The organism is Pseudanabaena sp. FACHB-1998, from assembly GCF_014696355.1.
Classification (GTDB): domain Bacteria; phylum Cyanobacteriota; class Cyanobacteriia; order Pseudanabaenales; family Pseudanabaenaceae; genus Pseudanabaena.
Genome location: NZ_JACJQA010000003.1, coordinates 174207 through 194886 on the forward strand (window position 1 = coordinate 174207; position 20680 = coordinate 194886).

The window sequence follows — 20680 nt, forward strand, 5'->3', positions numbered from 1 at the left end:
ACAAAACACCTAAAAAGTCATGTCCAGTCTTAAAAACAACATTTCACGGCGGCGCTTTATTGCGACAGCAGGAGCAACAGCTCTTAGCTCAGTCCTTCTCAAAGGATGTCTTGGCAATCCTCCTGAAGACACCCCAACCATAAGTTCTGCTAATGCCACTAAAATAAATATTCCCCCTGAACAAGTCCCTGAAACTACCAAAGTCAGACTCGGTTACTTGCCCATTATCGAAGCAGCACCTCTGATTATTGCCAAAGAGAAAGGATTCTTTGCAAAATATGGCATGACTGGTGTAGAGATTTCCAAGCAAGCCAACTGGGGTGCAGCCAGAGATAACGTCAAAATCGGTTCCTCCGCAGGTGGCATTGATGGCGGTCAGTGGCAAATGCCGATGCCCTATTTAATTTCCGAAGGCATCATTACTGACAATCAAAAAATTCCGATGTATGTGCTGTTGCAACTAAATACCCATGGCAATGGCATTGCGATCGCAGGCAAGCACAAAGATAAGGGTTTAACCCTCAAAATCGATAAAGCCAAGGATTTCTTTGAGAAGACTAAATCTGAAGGCGCAAAATTCAAGGCTGCTTACACTTTCCCTAAAGCCAATCAAGAATTTTGGATTCGTTATTGGTTAGCAGCCAATGGAGTCGATCCTGATGCTGATATCGAATTATTGACCGTACCTGCGGCGCAAACTGTCGCCAATATGAAAACTGGCTCAATGGATGCTTTTAGCACAGGCGACCCTTGGCCCTATCGCATCGTCAAAGAGAAGATCGGTTTCATTCCTGCGCTGACTGCGGAAATTTGGAAAGGACATCCTGAAGAATATCTAGCGCTACGTGCGGATTGGGTCGATAAATATCCTAAAGCAACTAAGTCCTTGCTGAAGGCAATCATGGAAGCGCAGCAATGGTGCGACAACTTCGACAATCGCAAAGAATTAGTGCAGATCCTAGCCACTCAAAACTATTTTGGCGTTGCTCCTGAAATTCTTGCAGACCCAATGATGGGCAAGTATGACATGGGTGATGGGCGCATCATTGATGACAAGAGTATGGCTCCTCTTTATTGGAAGGATGCTAAGGGCAATGTTTCCTATCCTTACCAAAGCCATGACCTCTGGTTCTTAACTGAAAGCGTGCGTTGGGGCTTTTTACCCAAATCATCACTAGCCACAGCCAAGGATTGGATTAAGAAGGTCAATCGTGAAGATCTTTGGCGGGAAGCTGCTAAGGAAGCAGGTTTCCCTGATATTCCCTCTAGCACCTCTCGCGGCATTGAAGAGTTCTTTGACGGCACAAAGTTTGATCCTGAAAATCCACAGGCTTATCTGGATAGCCTAAAAATCAAGAAGGCATAGTCTTCCAAGGCTTCCTTCCGAAGCTTCAATAGATCTACAAATAAATTAAAAATCTTGTGTGTGTGTGAATCATCTTGAAAATTAATACTAGTAAACTCGGATTACTTCTACTCAGCTTTCCTTTATCTTTGGGAGCAATATCTGTATCGGCGGAGGCTAATCCTACTAATTCTTCAGCCGTTCCATTCACTGAAAACCCAGCTTCTATAACAGAAATTTCTAGTGAAAATCAACTTAAGGCGATCGCTACAGATCCAATTGCACAGAATGTAACTTCTGTTTCCCAGTTATCAGATGTGCGTCCTACGGATTGGGCTTTTACCGCCTTACAATCATTAGTTGAGCGCTACGGCTGCATTGCGGGTTATCCCGATCGCACATTTCGCGGCAAACAAGCGACCTCGCGCTATGAATTTGCGGCTGGCTTAAATGCTTGTCTCGACAAAATCAATGAGATTATTTCGGCGGGATTAGCGGACAAGGTTAGCAAAGAAGACCTCGCAACTTTGCAAAAGCTTCAAGAAGAATTTGCCTCCGAACTCGCAACCCTGCGCGGTCGAGTTGATGCTCTTGATGCGAAAACTGCCAAACTGGAAGCGCAACAGTTCTCTACTACCACCAAACTGAGTGGCGAAGCAATTTTCAGCGTTTCAGGAGCAACAGGAGCAAATCCTAACAACGGTGGCACAAACACTAACATTGTTTTCAATAACCGTGTACGCCTGAATTTACTGACCAGTTTTTCTGGTAAGGACTTATTGATTACAGGATTGCAAGCCACAAATATCAGCAGTCTAGCCGCACCTTTAGGCTATACCGATCCCCTTGGTAGTTCCAGTAATGTCCGATTGGGATTTGAGAATCAATTCCTCAATTTCAATCCATCTAACTCTAATACAACAGCCGCAAACTCAGTTAATCTTTATAAGTTACTCTACATTTTTCCAGTTGCTGACAAGCTGACACTGTTTGCAGGTTCTAGTGCAGAAGTTTCCGATGCCTTCCCCGCGATCAGCCCATTTGCGAGTGAAGGTCAAGGCTCTATCTCCCGTTTTGGTCAAGGTTTAAATGCTGCGACCCGTGTATCGGGAGGTACATCGGGGACTGGGCTAGCGGCGGCGGTGGGTTTCATTTGGAATCCTTCCGATCAGGTTGATTTTCGTGCTTTATACGGAAGTGTTAACCCTGCGATCGCTACTAGTAGCTCCACTACTTTGCTTGGTGCAGGCTTCTTTGGTGGCAGTACAATTGCGGCGGCTCAATTAACTCTCAAACCCACTTCCAATCTTGATATCGGACTCAACTATGCTAATAGCTATCACCAGATCAATATCTTGGGAACTGGCTTAGCTTCCGCAGACATTAATGCAATTAGTGGCGCAGGGACAGCACTAACCGACCCAATTAAATTGAATTCTATTGGTTCAACTTTGACATGGCGGATTACTCCAAAGATTGCTTTCAATCTATCTGGTGCTTGGATCTTTGCCAATCTTACTAATAAGGATGCTTCCACAACCTTTACTAGTTGGATGACAGGCTTCCAATTCAGCGATGTCTTCAAAGAAGGTAACACCGTTGGGCTTATCTTTGGACAACCTCTAGCGCGTAATGCTGTGGGTGGAATTGCCTCAATTCCTAATGGGTTTACGGCTACGCCCTATCAGTTGGAAGGATATTTCAATTTTAAGCTTTCTAAAAATATCAGCGTTACCCCCGGGGTGTTCTTTGTATTTAATCCCGAAGGCATCAATAATGCGCCTACCGCAACCGTTGGGGTACTACGCACAACATTCACCTTCTAAAAACTAAGACAAATTAAATTTTAATTGAATTTCGCAGGAGTAAAAAGTTTATGGCAGCAAGTGTTGGTAATCGTAATGGCAGTTTAGGGCATTCGCTAAATAAGTTTTGGCAAAAAAATGCTCAAAACTGGGCTTTGCCAATCATCGGACTTTTTGGCTTTTTGCTAATTTGGCAAATTCTCTCTGGTACAGGCTTACTGAAGTTGCCAAGTCCGATCAATATTCTTTCAGAAAAGTCCACTCGCAACCTACTGCTCTATCCATTCTTTGATCGCGGTGGTACAGACAAAGGGCTATTCTGGCAGACTCTCGCTAGTTTCGAGCGTGTGGCTAAGGGTTACTCACTAGCGGCGATCGTCGGTATCGGTATGGGTATTTTGATTGGAACTACACCCGTCGTTGACAAAGCCCTCGATCCTCTCTTTCAGTTTTTGCGAACAGTGCCGCCCCTTGCATGGGTTCCGATCGCTCTCGCCGCTCTCCGACAAAATGAACCAGCAGCTCTATTCGTTATCTTCATCACTTCTGTATGGCCGATCTTGTTAAATACTGCGGTTGGTGTGAAGCAAATTCCTCAAGACTATCGCAACGTTTCGCGAGTGCTGCAACTTTCTCGCCAAAAGTATTTCTTCAAGATTTTGATTCCCTCAGCACTGCCCTATATCTTTACTGGTTTACGCATTTCCATCGGTCTAGCATGGCTAGCGATTATCGCTGCTGAAATCATCATGTCAGGTATTGTCGGTATCGGTTTCTTTATCTGGAACTCCTACACCAATGACAAAGTGGGTGAAGTAATTTTGGCTCTAGTTTACATCGGTGCTGTCGGCTTGATTCTCGATCGCGCTGTGGCATGGCTCCAGAATGTGATCTTGCCTGAAGAACAGAAGTAATACCCCCCTTAGTCCCCCCTTTCAAGGGGGGAGATAAGAAGTTGAATTCCCTTCCCTTGAAAGAGGAATAAACAAGAAATCTTGTTCCCTCCCCTTTCAAGGGGAGGGTTAGGGAGGGGTTAAAAAGTTTTATAAAACGAAGGAGAATTTTAAAATGCAGGATTTTGTTTTAGTTGATCAGGTAGAAAGGACATTTCCCTTGGGCGGCGGCAAAGAATATATAGCCCTTAAAGGAATTGACCTCCAAATAAAAAAAGGCGAATTTATTTCTCTCATCGGTCACTCTGGTTGTGGCAAATCCACCTTGCTCAATATGATCGCAGGTTTGGACTTACCCAGTGGCGGCGTGGTCATGCTCGAAGATGAGCGCGTCACTCGCCCCGGACCCGATCGCATGGTGGTATTTCAAAACTATTCGCTGTTGCCTTGGCTATCGGTACGCGAGAATGTGGCTCTTGCTGTTGATGAAGTGCTTTCTCATTTGCCCAAGGGTGAGCGTCATGAATTAGTAGAACGCTATGTAAAAATGGTCGGGCTTGCCCATGCGATCGACAAACCACCTACTCAGTTATCAGGTGGGATGCGTCAACGGGTTGCGATCGCCCGTGCTTTAGCAGTACGTCCCAAACTTTTGTTACTCGATGAACCCTTTGGTGCTTTGGATGCGTTGACTCGCGGTAATTTGCAAGAGAAGTTAATGCAGATCTGTAATGAAGACCAAATTACTGCTGTCATGGTTACCCATGATGTCGATGAAGCGGTATTGCTAAGCGATCGCATTGTGATGTTGACCAATGGTCCCGCCTCGAAAATCGGTAACATTTTGGAAGTGGATATTCCCCGTCCCCGTCAACGGATGGAAGCGGTAAATCATCCCAGTTACTACAGCCTTCGCAGTGAAATTATTTACTTCTTGAATCAGCAAAAGCGCGTCAAGAAATTAAACGCTCGCAAGGTGACAACTGTTGCCCGTCACGGATTAGAAAAAGTCAATTTAGAGATTGGCTTCGTTCCCTTAACCGCTTGTGCGCCGATCGCAGTTGCTAAAGAGAAAGGCTTCTTTGAGAAGCACGGTCTTGATGAAGTATCTCTCGTTCGTGAAACCAGTTGGCGCGGTATTGTCGATGGTATTGCAGGCGGCTATCTTGATGCGGCGCAAATGCCTTCGGGTTTACCGATGTGGATGACATTGGGCGGTAATGGTGCTTGTAAGCCCATTGTTACGGCTTTAACCATGACCCGTAATGGGAACGCGATTACCCTCGATAAGCATTTTTACGATCGCGGCGTTCATAGCCTCGCCGACTTCAAAGCGATGCTGCAAAATACTCGCGATCGCACTCACCGCATGGGTGTAGTTCATCCGTCCTCAATGCATAATCTGCTGCTCCGTTACTGGTTAGCGGCTGGTGGTATCGACCCCGATCTCGATGTAGAACTCAAAACCATTCCTCCCGCCCAAATGGTAGTTGACCTCAAAGCAGGAAGTATCGATGGTTTCTGCGTCGGTGAACCTTGGAACTTCCGCGCCGCCATGGAAAACATCGGCTTCACGGTTGCCACGGATTTAGAGATCTGGCAAGGACACCCGGGCAAAGTTCTCGGCGTTCGCGAAGATTGGGCTAATGCCTATCCTAATACTCACATTGCCCTCGTCAAGGCATTGCTAGAAGCTTGTATCTATTGCGCCGATCCCAATAATGCCGAAGAGATTCGCCAGATTCTGTCGCGTCGCGCCTACGTCAGCACCAATGTTAACTATATCCACTTGGGTAATCCCGATGATGTTACCTGTGCGATCGACTCTCCCATGCGCGAACCTGCTCACCACCAGTTCTACGGTGCTGGTGTCAATCGTCCTAGCCGTTCTGAGCATCTCTGGCACATTACCCAGATGGCGCGTTGGGGCGATGTTCCCTTCCCACGTAACTGGGTGGAAGTATTAGAGAAAACCTGTCGCGTTGGTGTATTCAGCACGGCAGCCCGTGAACTCGGTCTAACGGATATCACCTATAGCCGCAATGCGATTCAACTCTTTGATGACATTCCCTTTAATGCCGAAGATCCGATCGCCTATCTTAACCAGCTAGACATTAAGCGCAATATCACGATGGCTGAGATTGGCATGGACTCTATGCGAATGGTTGCTTAAATACGATCCCCCTCAATCTCCCTTTTTAAGGGGGAAGAAGAAAAGATTAATTCTCCCCCCTTAAAAAGGGAGATTGAGGGGGATCTAGATATCAAACTTTAAGAACAAAATTAAAAAGAAAATGACACAAACCACCCTTAATCACAAGCCTGTTGCCACCATCCCCCCTCAAGAATCTTTCCTTCGCATTGAAAACGTCTCTAAAATTTATCCCACACCAAAAGGTGAATATGTCGTTCTTAAAGATGTTAATCTGCATATTCAAGAAGGTGAGTTTATTTGCTTAATCGGTCATTCAGGCTGTGGTAAATCAACACTTTTAAACATGGTAGGTGGCTTCTCCAAGCCCTCCATCGGTGAAGTTACGGTTAATGGCAAACTAATTACCAAACCAGGACCCGATCGCATGGTGGTATTTCAAGGCTATGCGCTCTTACCTTGGCTAACTGTCTATGAAAACGTGATGCTTGCTGTTGATTCCGTTAACCCTAATATGTCGAAAGGCGAAAAAAATGATATCGTCCGCCATCACCTCGCGATGGTGGGACTAAGTGAGGCTGCAGAGAAAAAGCCAACCCAAATTTCAGGGGGGATGAAACAGCGTGTCTCGATCGCTCGTGCCTTAGCAATCCGTCCCGAAGTATTGATCCTTGATGAACCCTTTGGCGCATTGGATGCAATTACCAAAGAGGAACTCCAAGAGGAACTATTACAAATTTGGACAGAGCATCGCTGTACGGTGTTGATGATTACTCACGATATCGATGAAGCTTTATTTTTAGCCGATCGCCTTGTAATGATGACTAATGGGCCTGCCGCGAATATTGGCGAAATCATGAAAATTCCTTTTCCCCGTCCCCGCGATCGCGCTCAAATTATGGAAGATCCTTTATATTATGATCTTCGTAATACTGCTCTAGACTTTCTATATAACCGCTTTGCCCATGACGAGTAATCATCGTGGTTCCTTTCTCTAAGGAAAGGAGCCATTATCTAGAAATAGACATTAAGACCCAAGAATTATAGCGAAGCAAGAGTTAGCCAGTACAAACCAAAACCAAAAAAGCGAGTTGCGGCGCGAAGCGCCGCAACTCGCTTTTTTGGTTTTATGTCTTAAGCAAAACTTACATTGCTATAGCTGTGCGGGGCTTCGCGCCGCACAGCTAATTCTTAGGTGAGAAGGAAGTATATCCAACTACTTATAATTTCTCAAAGTTTATAAAGGTTCTTTTTCATTTTGCCAGATGGCGCGAACGATTTTGATTTCATCGTAAGTATATTCTTCGCGCAGATGATCAAAGAGATTGCGGAGAGAGTCGCCACCGATCGCTTCGAGGGCTGCATAAATTACATTTTGGCGTTCTGGACTAACAAGGCGATCGCAATTAATCGCATAGCCCGCTTCAATTAGTTGCACCAGATGCGTCCAAACTGTCGCAGGTTTAAGCCCGCGATCGCGAGCAATCTCATCAATATCTAAACCATTCTCATACATCGCTAAGGTTTCGCGCTGTGTGCTTGCTTTAGATAATTTCGATTTGGACGTGACGGATTCTTGCTTAACCCTCGAAGTTGTTGATTCTTCAGGTTCCGCAGGCGGGTATTTGAGATGATGTTCGAGAATAATTGCGATAAAATCATCGGCATACTGCTCTAATTTTTTTGCGCCAACACCCGATAATTTGGCAAACTCTTTGCGGCTTGTGGGTTGCTGTTCGGCCATTTGATTAAGCGTAGCATTGCTAAAAATCACGTAGGGCGGAACTTCCTGCTCATCCGCGAGATTTTTACGCAGTAGACGCAATCTCTCAAAGAGAATTTCCACATCAACTGATCTTTCGCTCGTTTCGCGTTCTGCAACTATTGTAGGTTCCGTATCGCGTTCTATTGGTAATAACACATTACGCTGATTACGCATCACTTCCCAACTGCGATCATTCAGCTTGAGAATGGCATAACCATCGGCAGTTTGGGTTAAATAGCCTTGATGAATTAGCGATCGCGAAAGTTGTCGCCATTCATCCAAACTACGATCTTTACCAATGCCGTGAGTAGAAAGATTTTCATGCCCATGCTGCAAGATCTTTTTATTCAGAGAACCCCGCAAAATATCAATAATATGCCCTGCCCCAAATCGCTCCTTTGCCCTTGCCACACAGGACAAGAATTTTTGCGCCTCCACTGTCCAATCTTCCATTGGCTTTGGTGTGAGGCAGTTATCACAATTGGCGCAATCACCTTGAAAATGTTCGCCAAAATAGCGTAAGAGAATCGTGCGGCGACAGGCTAAACCTTCGGCATAGTCAACGACTTGGCGCAATTGCTGTTGAGCAATTCTCTGTTCCGCTTCCAACGGCTCATTGGTATGCGGATCGACCTTTTGAGCAATGAGATATTTGATCGTTTCTAAATCCCCATAGCCTAAAAACAAAGTACAGTGAGAATCTTCGCCATCTCGCCCCGCCCGACCTGACTCTTGATAATAACCTTCAATATTTTTGGGTAAATCATAATGCATTACAAACCGCACATCAGGCTTATTGATCCCCATCCCGAAAGCGATCGTCGCTACCATCACCTGCACATCATCACGAATCCATCGGGTCTGATTTTCCTCCCGTTCCTTAGCACTTAAACCCGCATGATAGGGAATTGCATCGACACCATCCTCTCGCAAGCGTTCGGCGATTTCATTGACGCGCTTTCGACTCAGGCAATAGACAATGCCTGAGCCTTGCATTCTCTTGATTTGCCTTAATAAATCCACATAGGATTGCTCAGTTCCTTGTTTAGGAACAACTTCATAATAGAGATTATTACGATTGAAGCTAGCAACATGCACATAAGGCTGTTGCAACTGCAATTGTTGAATGATATCTTCGCGTACTCGCTCTGTCGCTGTAGCCGTCAAGCCAATGACAGGCACATCGGGATAGAACTGGCGCAAGCGGCTAAGTTGGCGATATTCAGGACGAAAATCATGACCCCATTCTGAGACGCAATGGGCTTCATCGATCGCAAATCCTGCAATGCCAATCTTATTTTTAACAATATTTAGAAATTCAATAAACTGCTCTGCAAATAAGCGTTCGGGCGCGACATAGATTAATTTAATCGCTCCATTTAAAATTGCTTGCGATCGCTGATTAGTTTCGCGACCTGATAAAGTGCTATTTAAAAAAGTTGCGCCAATCCCATTCTCTTTAAGCGCCGTAACTTGATCCTGCATTAGGGCGATTAAAGGCGATACAACGATGGTTACGCCTGTTTTTAATAAGGCTGGCAATTGAAAACAAATAGATTTTCCGCCCCCCGTGGGCATAATTGCCAAGGTATCGCGCCCCGCAAGATGTGCTTCGATAATCTCGCGCTGTCCAGCCCGAAAGGAGTCATAGCCAAAGTATTGTTTCAGTGCTTGCGGTAAAGAATTGCTTGTCATAAATTAGGATTCTGTCGGAGATTTCGCGAAAGTCTGAAATATCCATTTGGTGATTTCACCGTCATTTTGAGCATAACTTAAATGTAATGCTTCTTCGACTTTAGATATATCTAAACCTTTCAGAACGTGTGATTGTGTAATCCTTCCACTGTGACCATTAGCGATCGCAAAGGCAAATATCTCTAAACTACTAGCATTAACAGCCCAATATTCTTGAATTCCTAAACGCTCGTAGAGCAATCTTTTATAACCTAGATCCTCTTGAATTGTCGTTGCGGAAATTTCTACAACCAAAGTTGGTAAATCAAACTCATTTAAATCGACTGGCGCATTATTTCTAGGAGGAATTTTTAAGTCAGCCCCTACATAAAACACCATATCAGGTTGAAATTCTGCATTACCTGTTTTTCTGAAACTACAATTAAGGTATTCATAAATGCAAATATCAGCAAAAGCGGCAAATACGCTAATTACTTTGTAAACAACTCCATTTTCGTGAGCGTGAATTGGTCCAACGGGTGACATCTCAATCCTCATTAAATGCTGGTCATAATAAAATTTAGCCTTGTCTAAGCTTGGTTCTTCCGCAAGAGCTAGAAACTCCTCCCAAGAGGCTCTTACCCAAACATCAGAGATGATTTCTGGCTTGACTTCTACAATTTCTTTGGGATCGTTTACCTGTGCGCTAACCGTAATAGTCATAGTTAATCCAGTTAGTTGTGATTCTTAATGATTTTAACATAGCGGTTTTCAGACAAGGCTATTTAAAGCCCAAAATAGAGTTGCGACGCGAAGCGTCGCAACTCTATTTTGGGCTTTAAATAGCATAATCGTCTAATGTCATAAGCAATTACTTCCCAATACAGAAGCGACTGAAGATTTGATCAAGAACTGATTCTGTCACTTCTTCGCCTGTGATTTCACCGATCGCACTGATGGCAGCCCGTAAATCAATTGTCCAAAAATCAAGGGGCAATTGATCGGTAATTGCGATTTTGACATTATCTAAAGATTGCACAACCCTTAATAGACAAGCCTTTTGGCGCTGATTAATCGCCACATCCAGATTGGCGGCAGCGATCGCATCTTGCTGGATACATTTAAGTATTGCGGCTTCTAAATCCTCAATACCCTGATTTTGAGAAGCTGCGGTTTTTACAATGGGAATTCCCTCACCCCCCAGCCCCCTCTCCCGCAGGAGAGGGGGAGTCAGAATTTGTTCCCCTTGCCCTTTGGGAGAGGGGCTGGGGGTGAGGGCAAGATCGATCTTATTCATCACCAAAATCACAGGGCGATCGTTAACAATCTCATAAATCTCCGTATCCTTCTCAATCCAGCCAATACTGGCATCAATCACCATCAGGACTAAATCCGCCGACTGAGCCGCTTGGCGCGATCGCTCTACACCGATTTTCTCCACGACATCTTCCGTTTCACGAATACCAGCCGTATCGAGAACTTGAATGGGAATCCCACCAACTACTAATTGGGAATCGACCACATCGCGAGTTGTCCCCGGCAAATCCGTAACGATCGCGCGATCACTTCGGCTCCAAGCATTTAACAAGCTTGATTTCCCCACATTAGGACGACCAACAATCGCCACTTTTAAGCCTGTCCGCAATAGCTCACCCCGATCAGCTGTTGCTAAAATTTGCTGCGATTCCTGCGCGACAAAACTAATTTCTGATTTTACCCATTCCACATCAAGGGGTGGCAAATCATCTTCAAAATCAATCCTTGCTTCGATTTCCGTGAGCAGATTTAAGCATTTGCCGCGTAGATACTTGAGGGAATGGGCAAGCTTACCACGCAAAGAAGCGATCGCCAATTGCACCGCCTGTGCTGACTTTGCTCCTACTAAATCATTAATACTTTCCGCCTGTGTGAGGTCAATACGACCATTGAGAAAAGCGCGTAAACTAAATTCGCCAGCCTCCGCTAGCCTTGCGCCATTTTCTAAACATAGATTTAGTACCTGTTGGACTGCCATAATCCCCCCGTGACAGTGAAATTCCACCACATCCTCACGGGTAAAAGACCGTGGCGCTTTCATTAATAGCAATAGGCTTTCATCTACTATTTCCCTACTTGAGGGATTTCGCACAAAACCATAGAGAATGCGGTGGCTTGCCCATTCCTGTTTGCCCCCTGCATGGAAGATTTGCTTAGCGATCGCCTCTGCGCGATCGCCTGATAATCGCACAATGCCCACACTGCCCTGTTGTGGGGAAATCGCCGTAGCGATCGCCGCGATCGTGTCAGATAGACTCATTCGTAATATTTATAAAATTGGAATGGATTAAGATTGAGAAAACATTATAGCAGTCCTAAATGATTAGGACTTAAGCAATGGCAACGAAATTTATAGCAAATCAAGAAATGGCTACGCCATTTCTTGATTTGAAAACCTTGCTAGGTTTGGTTTTTAATTCAAGAAAGTGTTGTCACATTTTCGTGAATTACCAGTACTGGGTTTCGATTAGAGGTGTAAGTCTTAATCATTTATAAATTTTGGGGTTTGTGGAAACTTACCCTCATCGGGCTGTGACTCTACAAACCATAGAGGATTACTCTCTACACAAGGCTAACTTTGGTAAATTTTTTGCTAAAGCTTAGCTAATAAGATTTACAATAGAATCAAAGTATAATGAAGTTTGATATAGCTAATTAATAGACTAAAAGTTTAAAAAAATCAGTATTCCTTGCGTAATGATTTTATCTGTTTGGGGGATTCTTTCAGTTTTTAGACTCACTTTTAATTTATTAGTTCTTTGTCAATTTTTTAGAACAGTTTTGAAATTGGGTCTTTCACGCTATGCGAACATTTAATAATGGTGATTTGCCCACTTACCCAGATCAGGGTACAAAGAACTCTCGCATCCACTCCTCTTTGACTCCTAGCAAAAAGAAAAGAGTTAATCAAAAAGCATCGGCAAATACCAACAAGGCATCTTTAAGGCTACATCAAGCTATTTTAGATAGTGCTAATTGTTCAATTATTGCCACTACAGTTGATGGCGTAATCTGTGCTTTTAATGCAACTGCGGAGCGCTGGTTAGGCTATTCTGCCTCCGAAATGATTGATAAACAGACCCCCGCTTGTTTTCACGATCCCCTAGAAATACAGCAAAAGGCGATCGCTTTGACTGAAGAGCTAGGAATACCCATAGATGTTGGTTTTGAAGTATTTGTAGCAAAAGCCAAAAGAGGAGATTTAGAAGAGCAGGAGTGGAATTATATTCGGAAAGATGGATCGAGATTTCCTGTCATGCTTTCTATTTCGGCACTGCGAGATACGGACAATCGGATCTCAGGTTTTTTAGGCATCGCTAATGATATTACTAAGCGTAAACAATCTGAAGCCGAATTACATAACACCTTACGGGAGTTAGCTTTTCAGAAATTTGCTCTCGATCAAGCCGCGATCGTAGCGGTGACTGATTTAAATGGCTATATTACCTATGCCAATAGTAAGTTTTGTGAAATATCTGGATACAGCCAAGAGGAAATATTAGGCAAAGATCATCGAATGCTTAATTCTGCATTTCATGCTCCAGAATTTTTTGATAATCTTTGGGAAACTATTTCTAGTGGAAAGGTCTGGCGAGGAGAAATTCGGAATAAGACTAAGGATGGCAAGTTTTATTGGACTGATAGCACTATTATTCCCCTTGTCGGCGAGGATGGCTTGCCAACTAAGTATTTAGCAATTCGCTTTGATATTAGCGATCGCAAAAAGGTTGAAGAGACTCTACTTTTACAAGAAAGAGCGATCGCCGCCAGTCACAATGGAATTGTGATTACCGATCATCGTCTTCTCAATAATCCCATTGTGTTTGTTAATCCCGCCTTTGAAAAAATCACTGGCTATTCCGAGATTGATGTCGTCGGAAAAAATTGCCGATTCTTGCAAGGAAACGATATTTTTCAACCCGAAAAAGAAATCATCCGTACGGCCATTCAGTCAGGAACATCTTGCACTGTAGTTATGCGTAACTATCGCAAAGATGGCACTTTGTTTTGGAATGAATTGAATATCTCGCCCATATTTTCCGATGATGGTTTAGTAAGCCATTTTATTGGGATTCAAACGGATATTACCGAACGAAAAGAAGCGGAAAAAGACTTAAAAAGACAGATGCGTCTGACGGTTCTGCTCAATCGCATTACCGACGAAATCCGTCAAAGCCTTGATGTGGATAGTATTTTTCAGACTGCGGCTCGACAAATTCAATTGGCTTTTCATGCTAGTCGCTGTTTGATTTATAAACTGGAATATATCAAAGATGCTGCTCCCAAAACTACTCCTACAACCAAAAATATTTCTAATCAGATCCATATCTCGCTAATGTCCGAACAATTAGCTGAAAAGATTTTCTCAGTTAAAGAGATTGAATTGCCATTACTAAATAGTACTTTTGGTCAGAGGATTTCTTCGCAAGATCAAGCTATAGCCATTAAAAATGTCTATGTAGAGACTGAGTTAGAGCAGTTTAGTGATTTATTCTATCGGATGCAATTGCGCTCTATGTTAGCAATTCGCACTTCATCCCACGGATTAACCAATGGTATTATTCTATTACATCACTGCAATACTTTCCATGAATGGACAATCGAAGAGAAAGAATTACTGGAATCCGTTGCAAAACAGGTAAGTATTGCTCTATCTCAAGCGCATTTATTGATTCAAGAAAAGCGCCAAAGAGAACAGTTAATTAAGCAAAATGCTGAATTAGAAGAAGCCAAAATTATTGCGGAAGCGGCTAATCGCTCTAAGAGTGACTTTTTGGCAACGATGAGTCATGAGATTCGCACCCCGATGAATGCGGTAATTGGCATGACGGGAGTTTTACTAGATACCAAACTAACCAAAGAGCAACGTGAATTTGTCGAAATCGCGCGTAATGCTGGTGATACTCTGCTAACGATCATTAATGATATTTTGGATTTTTCTAAAATTGAATCAGGACATTTAGAGCTAGAAGAACAAACCTTTGATTTGAGAACCTGCCTCGAGGATACAATCGAGTTACTTTCAGCAAAAGCGATTGAGAAAAAAATTGATCTAGGTTATTTAATTCATCCCAATGTTGATGTATTGATCGTCGGGGATATGACTCGTTTGCGCCAAGTCTTAGCTAACTTAATCGGTAATGCGGTCAAATTTACCAGCCGTGGCTCGGTGAATATTTCGGTTACGCAGTTACAAGATCTCTGCTATGCCCATTGCGATCTTTATAATCATCATCAAGAAGATAATTTATTGCGAATCTTACAGTTTGCGGTCAAAGATACGGGAGTAGGCATCCCTAGCGATCGCCTCTATCGTTTATTTCAACCCTTTAGCCAAGTCGATGCTTCTACAACTAGGCAATATGGAGGCACGGGGCTGGGGTTAGCGATTAGCAAGCGTCTGTGCGAGTTGATGGGGGGATCGATGTGGGTGCATAGCAATGTTAACCAAGGCTCTACTTTTTATTTCACAATCACTGTTCCTATCAATAAATGGGATACCGAGGAACTTACCCATGCTGGCAATAATGCAAATTTATCGCGCCCATTGCAATACACCCAAGCTAGCCAAATTAGTCGGATTTCCATCGATCGCAGCTTGGAGCAGCAAGGATATGCCTTCGATCCCCGCATGGCGAGAAATCATCCTTTAAGGATTTTGCTGGCTGAAGATAATGTGGTTAATCAAAAAGTTGCCATTCATATTTTGCAACGCATGGGCTATCGGGCGGACATTGCTGCTAATGGACTAGAGGTACTAACCGCACTCTCCCAGCAAACCTACGATCTCATATTTATGGATATGCAAATGCCTGAAATGGATGGGCTGGTTGCCACCCGACAAATTCATCAAAATTGGCTCAATGGGACGCTGACTAATAAACCAAGAATAGTGGCGATGACCGCAAATGCCATGCAAGGCGATCGCGAAATTTGTTTATCCTCAGGTATGGATGATTATTTGAGTAAACCCATTCGTCCAGCCGAGCTTGTCAGGGTATTATGGGAATGTCAGCCAATTGCTTCAAATATATCTGTGAAAATATCATCAATTAATATCAACACTTTGCATGAAGTTGTTAACGATATTGGCGGTGAAGATCCAGAGTTCTTATCTGAACTTATTGATAGTTATCTTGATAATACGCAATCACTCCTCCAAGAGTTATATACTAGCCTTGCTGAGCCTGACTTCGAGCGACTGCTTCGGACAGCTCACTCCTTAAAATCTAGTAGTAGCGTAATCGGCGCTGACGATCTCGCAAGTTTGTGTCGAGAGTTGGAAGCGTATCTAAGAAATAATCATCGTGAGGATTTAGATATAAAAATTAATAAAATTGCTGATGAATATGCAACTGTAAAAACTGAGTTAGAGCATCAAAAATATGGTTAAATCCTCATTTGCTCTCTTTTGATTTCCTCCCAACTCTAATCCTGTCCAGTCCTGTCTAGTTATGTAATGACAACCGACGATACCAGCGATCGCAATAAGCATCCAATCTCTGAACTAAATATCTCACCCCCAGACGTAACATTTACAAAGTCTCCTTTGATTCTCGTGGTTGATGACGATTTGTTCATGCGTAAAATTTTGGTGCGCTATTTAGAACGGGAAAACTATCGTGTAGTTGAGGCGGCTAACGGGATGGAGGCGTTAAAGCTTTATCAAGATCTAGAGCCAGATATGATTTTGTTAGATGCGTTGATGCCTGTGCTGGATGGTTTTGAGTGCTGTTCGAGATTGCAGAAATTACCTAATGGTGACCATACGCCTGTTTTGATTATTACGGCTCTCGAAGATCGCGAATCGGTGGATCGCGCCTATGAGGTGGGCGCTTCGGATTATGTGACTAAGCCGATCCACTGGGCGGTATTACGTCAAAGGGTGCGCCGCTTGCTAGAACAAGCCAATTTGCGCCAACAACTAGAAGCCGCAAATCAACAACTAGCTTTTGTGGTCAAGGAATTGCAAAGATTAGTTTCTATTGATGGGCTAACTCAGGTAGCTAATCGTCGCTGTCTGGATGAATATCTCGATCAAGAATGTCGGCGATCGCTGAGGGAGCAGATTCCGATTTCTTTGGTGTTATGCGATATCGACTTTTTTAAAAACTATAACGATAACTACGGTCACCAAGAAGGCGATCGCTGTTTGCAAGAAGTAGCGCAAGCCATCAGCAGAGCCACGAATCGTCCTGCGGATCTAGTAGCTCGTTATGGGGGAGAAGAATTTGCGATCGTCTTACCAAATACGGATGAAGAAGGGGGAATGAATGTGGCTTTAAGAGCCACAGAAATCGTGCGATCGCTCCAGTTAATCCATGAGCATTCTAAAGTTTCGGATTTTGTAACGATTAGCTGTGGGGTTGCCACGCTTACCCCTTGGCAAAATTTGCTAGCTCAAGCTAACCATTTGTTAAAAGCCGCCGATCGCGCTTTATATACCGCTAAAGGTGAGGGGAGAAATTGCGTTAGGCAAACTGATGTGATTGGCGATTAAAAGCACGGGCACTTTGCGCTCAACTCCCAATCAGGAAATTTTTAAAAGGCTTGCTTGCAAGCTTTTTAAAAATTTCCTGTGGTTTGGTTGTTTGGTAATTACAGCAAGGGAAAACCGCGATAACTTTCTTGGCAACTTATGGTACGGTCATACCTGATTGCTATCATTTTCTGAAAGTATTGCAAAGAAACCCTTTCACAAAAATATTTTGATGTATATCTATAAGTCAGCAATGTAATACCAAAATTAAAAATAGCGTAGCCATTTTTAGTTAAAAAACCTTACTGGGTTTGGTTTTTAATTCATAAAAGTGTGATTATACTTTCGTGAACTGGTATTCATAGAGTTGTCGAGCTTCGCGCCACAACTCTATTTAAGGGCTTCTACATCTATAACTCAAATAGTCAAACTCAAGTTAAATATTTTGCATAATCCTATGGAATGGCACATTACGGACGCACAGAGCTTAGCAATCATCGATAACGAAATTGGCGAACATTCCCTCACACCTGCTGAATATGAAATAGTGCGTCAGGTAATCTATGCAACTGCTGACTTTGAGTATAAAAGTCTGGTCAGATTTTCGGAGCAAGCATTACAAGCAGGAGCTACCGCCCTAGCCAACCGAGCCACGATTATTGTCGATGTGCCAACGGTGCAAGCAGCGATTTTTCCGAATATCAGTGATACCTTTGTTAATCCTATTTACTGCGCGGTAGAAGCGATTACTCGTCCCCAAAAGGGTAAAACTCAAGCAGCTTGGGGGATCGAAACCTTGGCAAAGCGCTATCCTGAAGCAATTTTTGTAATAGGCGAGTCTCAGACGGCTCTGGCGACTCTGGTGGATTTGATTGAATTGGAGGATGTAAAGCCCGCCTTGGTAATTGGTACGCCTGCGGGTTTTATTGATACGGATGTGATTAAGTCGCGTTTAAATGATTCGCTGATTCCCCATATTCGCGTGGATGGTCGTAAGGGCAATGCGATCGCTGCCGCCGCCATATTTAATTCCTTAATCAATTTGTCGTGGCAAGCCTACGGCAATAAATAATCCAAAGCCCCAAAGCGAGTTGCGGCGCGAAGTGCCGCAACTCGCTTTTGAGCGCAAAGCGCAATATCAAGACCAGATAATTCCTGATAAATTTGCCTCTTGAGTCTGCATACCATCAGTAACCGCATCCGCCAGCTTGGACTTACTCAAATTAGCCTTATAAAAATTGACACGGCTGAGGTCGGAGCCTTGGAGATTGGCGCTAGTTAAGTCACACTCGCTAAAATCTGCATCACAAAGACTTGCCCCATACAAACTCGCAAAGGTTAAATCCGCCTCCGATAATGTTGCTTTACAAAGATTTGCCCCATTTAGACTCGAGCGGCTTAGATCGGCTCGTTGCAAAATACTTTCATTGAGATTTGCGCCAAATAATCTGGCATCTCTTAGCACCGCTTCACTAAGATCCGCCCGATTTAACTTTGCTTTGCCTAAGTTAGCCCCATTTAACTTAGCGCGAGGCAATTTCGCTTTACTCAATATAGCTTTATACAAATTTACGCCATACAGCTTTGCTTCACTCAGATTTGCTTCACTCAGATCCGCCTCTCCTAGATCTGCGCCACTAAAATTTGTGCCAATGAGGGTGGCGCGATAGAGCTTAGTGCCATTCAGATCGGAGCCGTTGAGCTTGGCATTACTTAGATTTGCACCATAAAGACTTGCTTCACTGAGATTTGCGCCACTTAGATCAGCATTGCTTAGATCAATGCCATTCATATCGGTTTTACAGAGATTAATTCCCGCAAAGTTCCGCCGACCTGCGTAGTAGCTATTGATTAGTTCACTAATTTCCATGAGTTTTGAGATCGATAATTGAACAAGAGAAATAAAGATGCTGTGTATCTTTATTTCTCTTGTTCATCCAATTCTGCTTCCATTGCCTCTAAAATCTCCTGCTCTTGAGCTACAAAATCCTCTTCACTAATATCTCCAAGATCGAAGCGTAATTGTAATGTGGTGAGCCGCTTTTGCAGATTTTCTTGTTTTTCTAATTCGGTGGTAGCCCGTTCTTCGATTTGTTCTGCAATCCAGACTAAACCGTCGAGAGGTGCTGTCAGTAGTTGCCATACCATAGGAAAATATACTCTCAGTTATGAAATTTATACCAGTAAGCTAAGTTGCGGCGCTTTGTGCCACAACTTACATCTTGGGGATTTTGATTTGTCTTAGCTAATTCTTGCATTGCTATAATTGTGAAATTTAGGATGTTTTGTGAATTAGGCATCCTAAAATATGAAACTCGTAACCTTATGCTAAACCTTGCCTATCAATACGGGGTACGTCCCCTTTTATTTTCACTTGATCCCGAAGCAGCTCATCATTTAGCGATCGCTACTTGTCGGCAAATTAGTGAATCATCAATACTCCAATCGATCGCGAAGTCTATCTTTTACTATAGCGATTCTCGGCTAGAACAAACTTTATGGAACTTAAAATTTGACAATCCTGTGGGCTTAGCGGCCGGGTTTGATAAAAATGCGGAAGCGATCGGGGCATGGGAAAATTTAGGTTTTGGTTTTGCGGAAGTGGGGACTATTACCGCCAAGGGACAGTCAGGCAACCCCCAACCCCGCTTATTTCGCTTACCAAGCGATCGCGCCGTCTTAAATCGCATGGGCTTTAACAATCGGGGCGCGGCAACAACTGCGATCGATCTGCAAAATTATTTAGCAAATCATCGGCTGAATATTCCCCTTGGGATTAATCTTGGCAAATCAAAAGTAACGGAACTTGCCGACGCAAAATTTGACTATGCCGAAAGCCTGCGATCGCTCTATGAGTTTGGTGATTACTTTGTCGTTAATGTGAGTTCACCGAATACCCCTAATTTACGTGATTTGCAAGCCACTGAGCAGTTATGCGGCATTCTGGCGGAGCTAAAACCCATTAATACCGCCAACAAACCCATTCTGGTTAAAATTGCCCCTGACTTGAATGATGCGGATATTATCGAGGTGGTTAAAGCTAGTCAGTCCTACGGTGTCGCAGGAATCATCGCCACGAATACAACGATTTCGCGCCAAAATCTCACGACTACGCATTTATCGATGACGGGTAAACCTGTGACAGAAGAGGCGGGCGGTATCAGTGGTCAGCCTGTACGCGATCGCTCCTTAGCGGCGATTAACTTGATTTGGCAAGCCACCAATGGCAGCTTACCAATTATCGGCGTGGGCGGCATTTTCACCGCCGAGGATGCTTGGCAAAAGATTACGGCTGGTGCGGCGATCGTGCAGGTTTATACAGGCTTAATCTATGAGGGACCTTTAGTCATTAAGCAAATTCTGCAAGGTTTAGTCGCTAAGCTCGAAGCTCACGGTTTAGAAAATATCCAACAAGCGATCGGCTTAGCGCATCGCTAAAAAGCAGAAAATGGCTACGCCATTTTCTGCTTACTTAAAACCCAGAAATATTTTTGAAAGCGGCGCTTTGCGCCGCTTTCAAAAATATTTCT

At 43.7% G+C, this 20680-nt stretch carries 14 protein-coding genes; 9 read left to right on the forward strand and 5 right to left on the reverse strand.

Going from position 1 to position 20680, the window contains the following annotated elements; genetic code table 11:
* The first annotated feature begins 19 nt into the window (after positions 1 to 19).
* The 5 genes from H6F42_RS01220 to H6F42_RS01240 all read left to right on the forward strand — a co-directional run bounded on the left by H6F42_RS01220 (position 20) and on the right by H6F42_RS01240 (position 7171).
* Positions 20 to 1366: a CmpA/NrtA family ABC transporter substrate-binding protein gene (locus H6F42_RS01220; protein WP_190397525.1), complete on the forward strand. Its 1347-nt coding sequence runs from the start codon at positions 20 to 22 to the stop codon at positions 1364 to 1366.
* Between the two features lie 74 nt (positions 1367 to 1440).
* Positions 1441 to 3171, forward strand: coding sequence for an iron uptake porin (locus H6F42_RS01225; protein ID WP_190397526.1), 1731 nt, complete (start codon positions 1441 to 1443; stop codon positions 3169 to 3171).
* Between the two features lie 50 nt (positions 3172 to 3221).
* Positions 3222 to 4064 (forward strand): nitrate ABC transporter permease, encoded by an 843-nt coding sequence (gene ntrB / locus H6F42_RS01230; RefSeq protein ID WP_190397527.1) that lies wholly within the window; start codon positions 3222 to 3224, stop codon positions 4062 to 4064.
* A gap of 154 nt (positions 4065 to 4218) precedes the next feature.
* On the forward strand, positions 4219 to 6216 hold the full coding sequence (locus H6F42_RS01235) for a nitrate ABC transporter ATP-binding protein (RefSeq protein ID WP_190397528.1): 1998 nt from the start codon (positions 4219 to 4221) through the stop codon (positions 6214 to 6216).
* Positions 6217 to 6337: 121 nt separating this feature from the next.
* The gene (locus H6F42_RS01240; protein ID WP_190397529.1) at positions 6338 to 7171 is read left to right on the forward strand and encodes a nitrate ABC transporter ATP-binding protein; all 834 of its coding nucleotides are present in this window, start codon (positions 6338 to 6340) and stop codon (positions 7169 to 7171) included.
* A gap of 261 nt (positions 7172 to 7432) precedes the next feature.
* On the opposite strand, the gene recQ is transcribed toward H6F42_RS01240, so the two are convergent.
* From recQ to mnmE, 3 genes are all read right to left on the reverse strand, one after another.
* Positions 7433 to 9655: a DNA helicase RecQ gene (gene recQ, locus H6F42_RS01245; protein WP_190397530.1), complete on the reverse strand. Its 2223-nt coding sequence runs from the start codon at positions 9653 to 9655 to the stop codon at positions 7433 to 7435.
* 3 nt (positions 9656 to 9658) lie between these two features.
* Positions 9659 to 10357 carry a Uma2 family endonuclease gene (locus tag H6F42_RS01250; protein WP_190397531.1) on the reverse strand — a complete coding sequence of 233 codons (699 nt, stop codon included), beginning with the start codon at positions 10355 to 10357 and terminating at the stop codon, positions 9659 to 9661.
* A 148-nt stretch (positions 10358 to 10505) separates the two neighbouring features.
* Complete coding sequence (gene mnmE / locus H6F42_RS01255) at positions 10506 to 11930, reverse strand: tRNA uridine-5-carboxymethylaminomethyl(34) synthesis GTPase MnmE (protein ID WP_190397532.1); 1425 nt, start codon at positions 11928 to 11930, stop codon at positions 10506 to 10508.
* A gap of 543 nt (positions 11931 to 12473) precedes the next feature.
* On the opposite strand from mnmE, the gene H6F42_RS01260 reads away from it, so the two are divergent.
* The 3 genes from H6F42_RS01260 (at position 12474) to H6F42_RS01270 (ending at position 18222) form a co-directional block, all read left to right on the forward strand.
* Entirely contained in the window at positions 12474 to 16064 is a 3591-nt protein-coding gene (locus tag H6F42_RS01260) for a PAS domain S-box protein (RefSeq protein ID WP_190397533.1), read from the forward strand.
* Positions 16065 to 16130: 66 nt separating this feature from the next.
* On the forward strand, positions 16131 to 17171 hold the full coding sequence (locus tag H6F42_RS01265; protein ID WP_190397534.1) for a PleD family two-component system response regulator: 1041 nt from the start codon (positions 16131 to 16133) through the stop codon (positions 17169 to 17171).
* 436 nt (positions 17172 to 17607) lie between these two features.
* Positions 17608 to 18222 (forward strand): precorrin-8X methylmutase, encoded by a 615-nt coding sequence (locus H6F42_RS01270; RefSeq protein WP_190397535.1) that lies wholly within the window; start codon positions 17608 to 17610, stop codon positions 18220 to 18222.
* A 66-nt stretch (positions 18223 to 18288) separates the two neighbouring features.
* Here the strand turns inward: H6F42_RS01270 and H6F42_RS01275 are convergent, their stop codons facing one another.
* Both H6F42_RS01275 and H6F42_RS01280 read right to left on the reverse strand, forming a co-directional pair.
* Complete coding sequence (locus H6F42_RS01275) at positions 18289 to 19020, reverse strand: pentapeptide repeat-containing protein (protein ID WP_190397536.1); 732 nt, start codon at positions 19018 to 19020, stop codon at positions 18289 to 18291.
* Positions 19021 to 19070: 50 nt separating this feature from the next.
* Positions 19071 to 19298: a gas vesicle protein GvpG gene (locus H6F42_RS01280; RefSeq protein ID WP_190397537.1), complete on the reverse strand. Its 228-nt coding sequence runs from the start codon at positions 19296 to 19298 to the stop codon at positions 19071 to 19073.
* A gap of 177 nt (positions 19299 to 19475) precedes the next feature.
* On the opposite strand from H6F42_RS01280, the gene H6F42_RS01285 reads away from it, so the two are divergent.
* Positions 19476 to 20588 carry a quinone-dependent dihydroorotate dehydrogenase gene (locus H6F42_RS01285; RefSeq protein ID WP_190397715.1) on the forward strand — a complete coding sequence of 371 codons (1113 nt, stop codon included), beginning with the start codon at positions 19476 to 19478 and terminating at the stop codon, positions 20586 to 20588.
* Positions 20589 to 20680 lie beyond the last annotated feature (92 nt).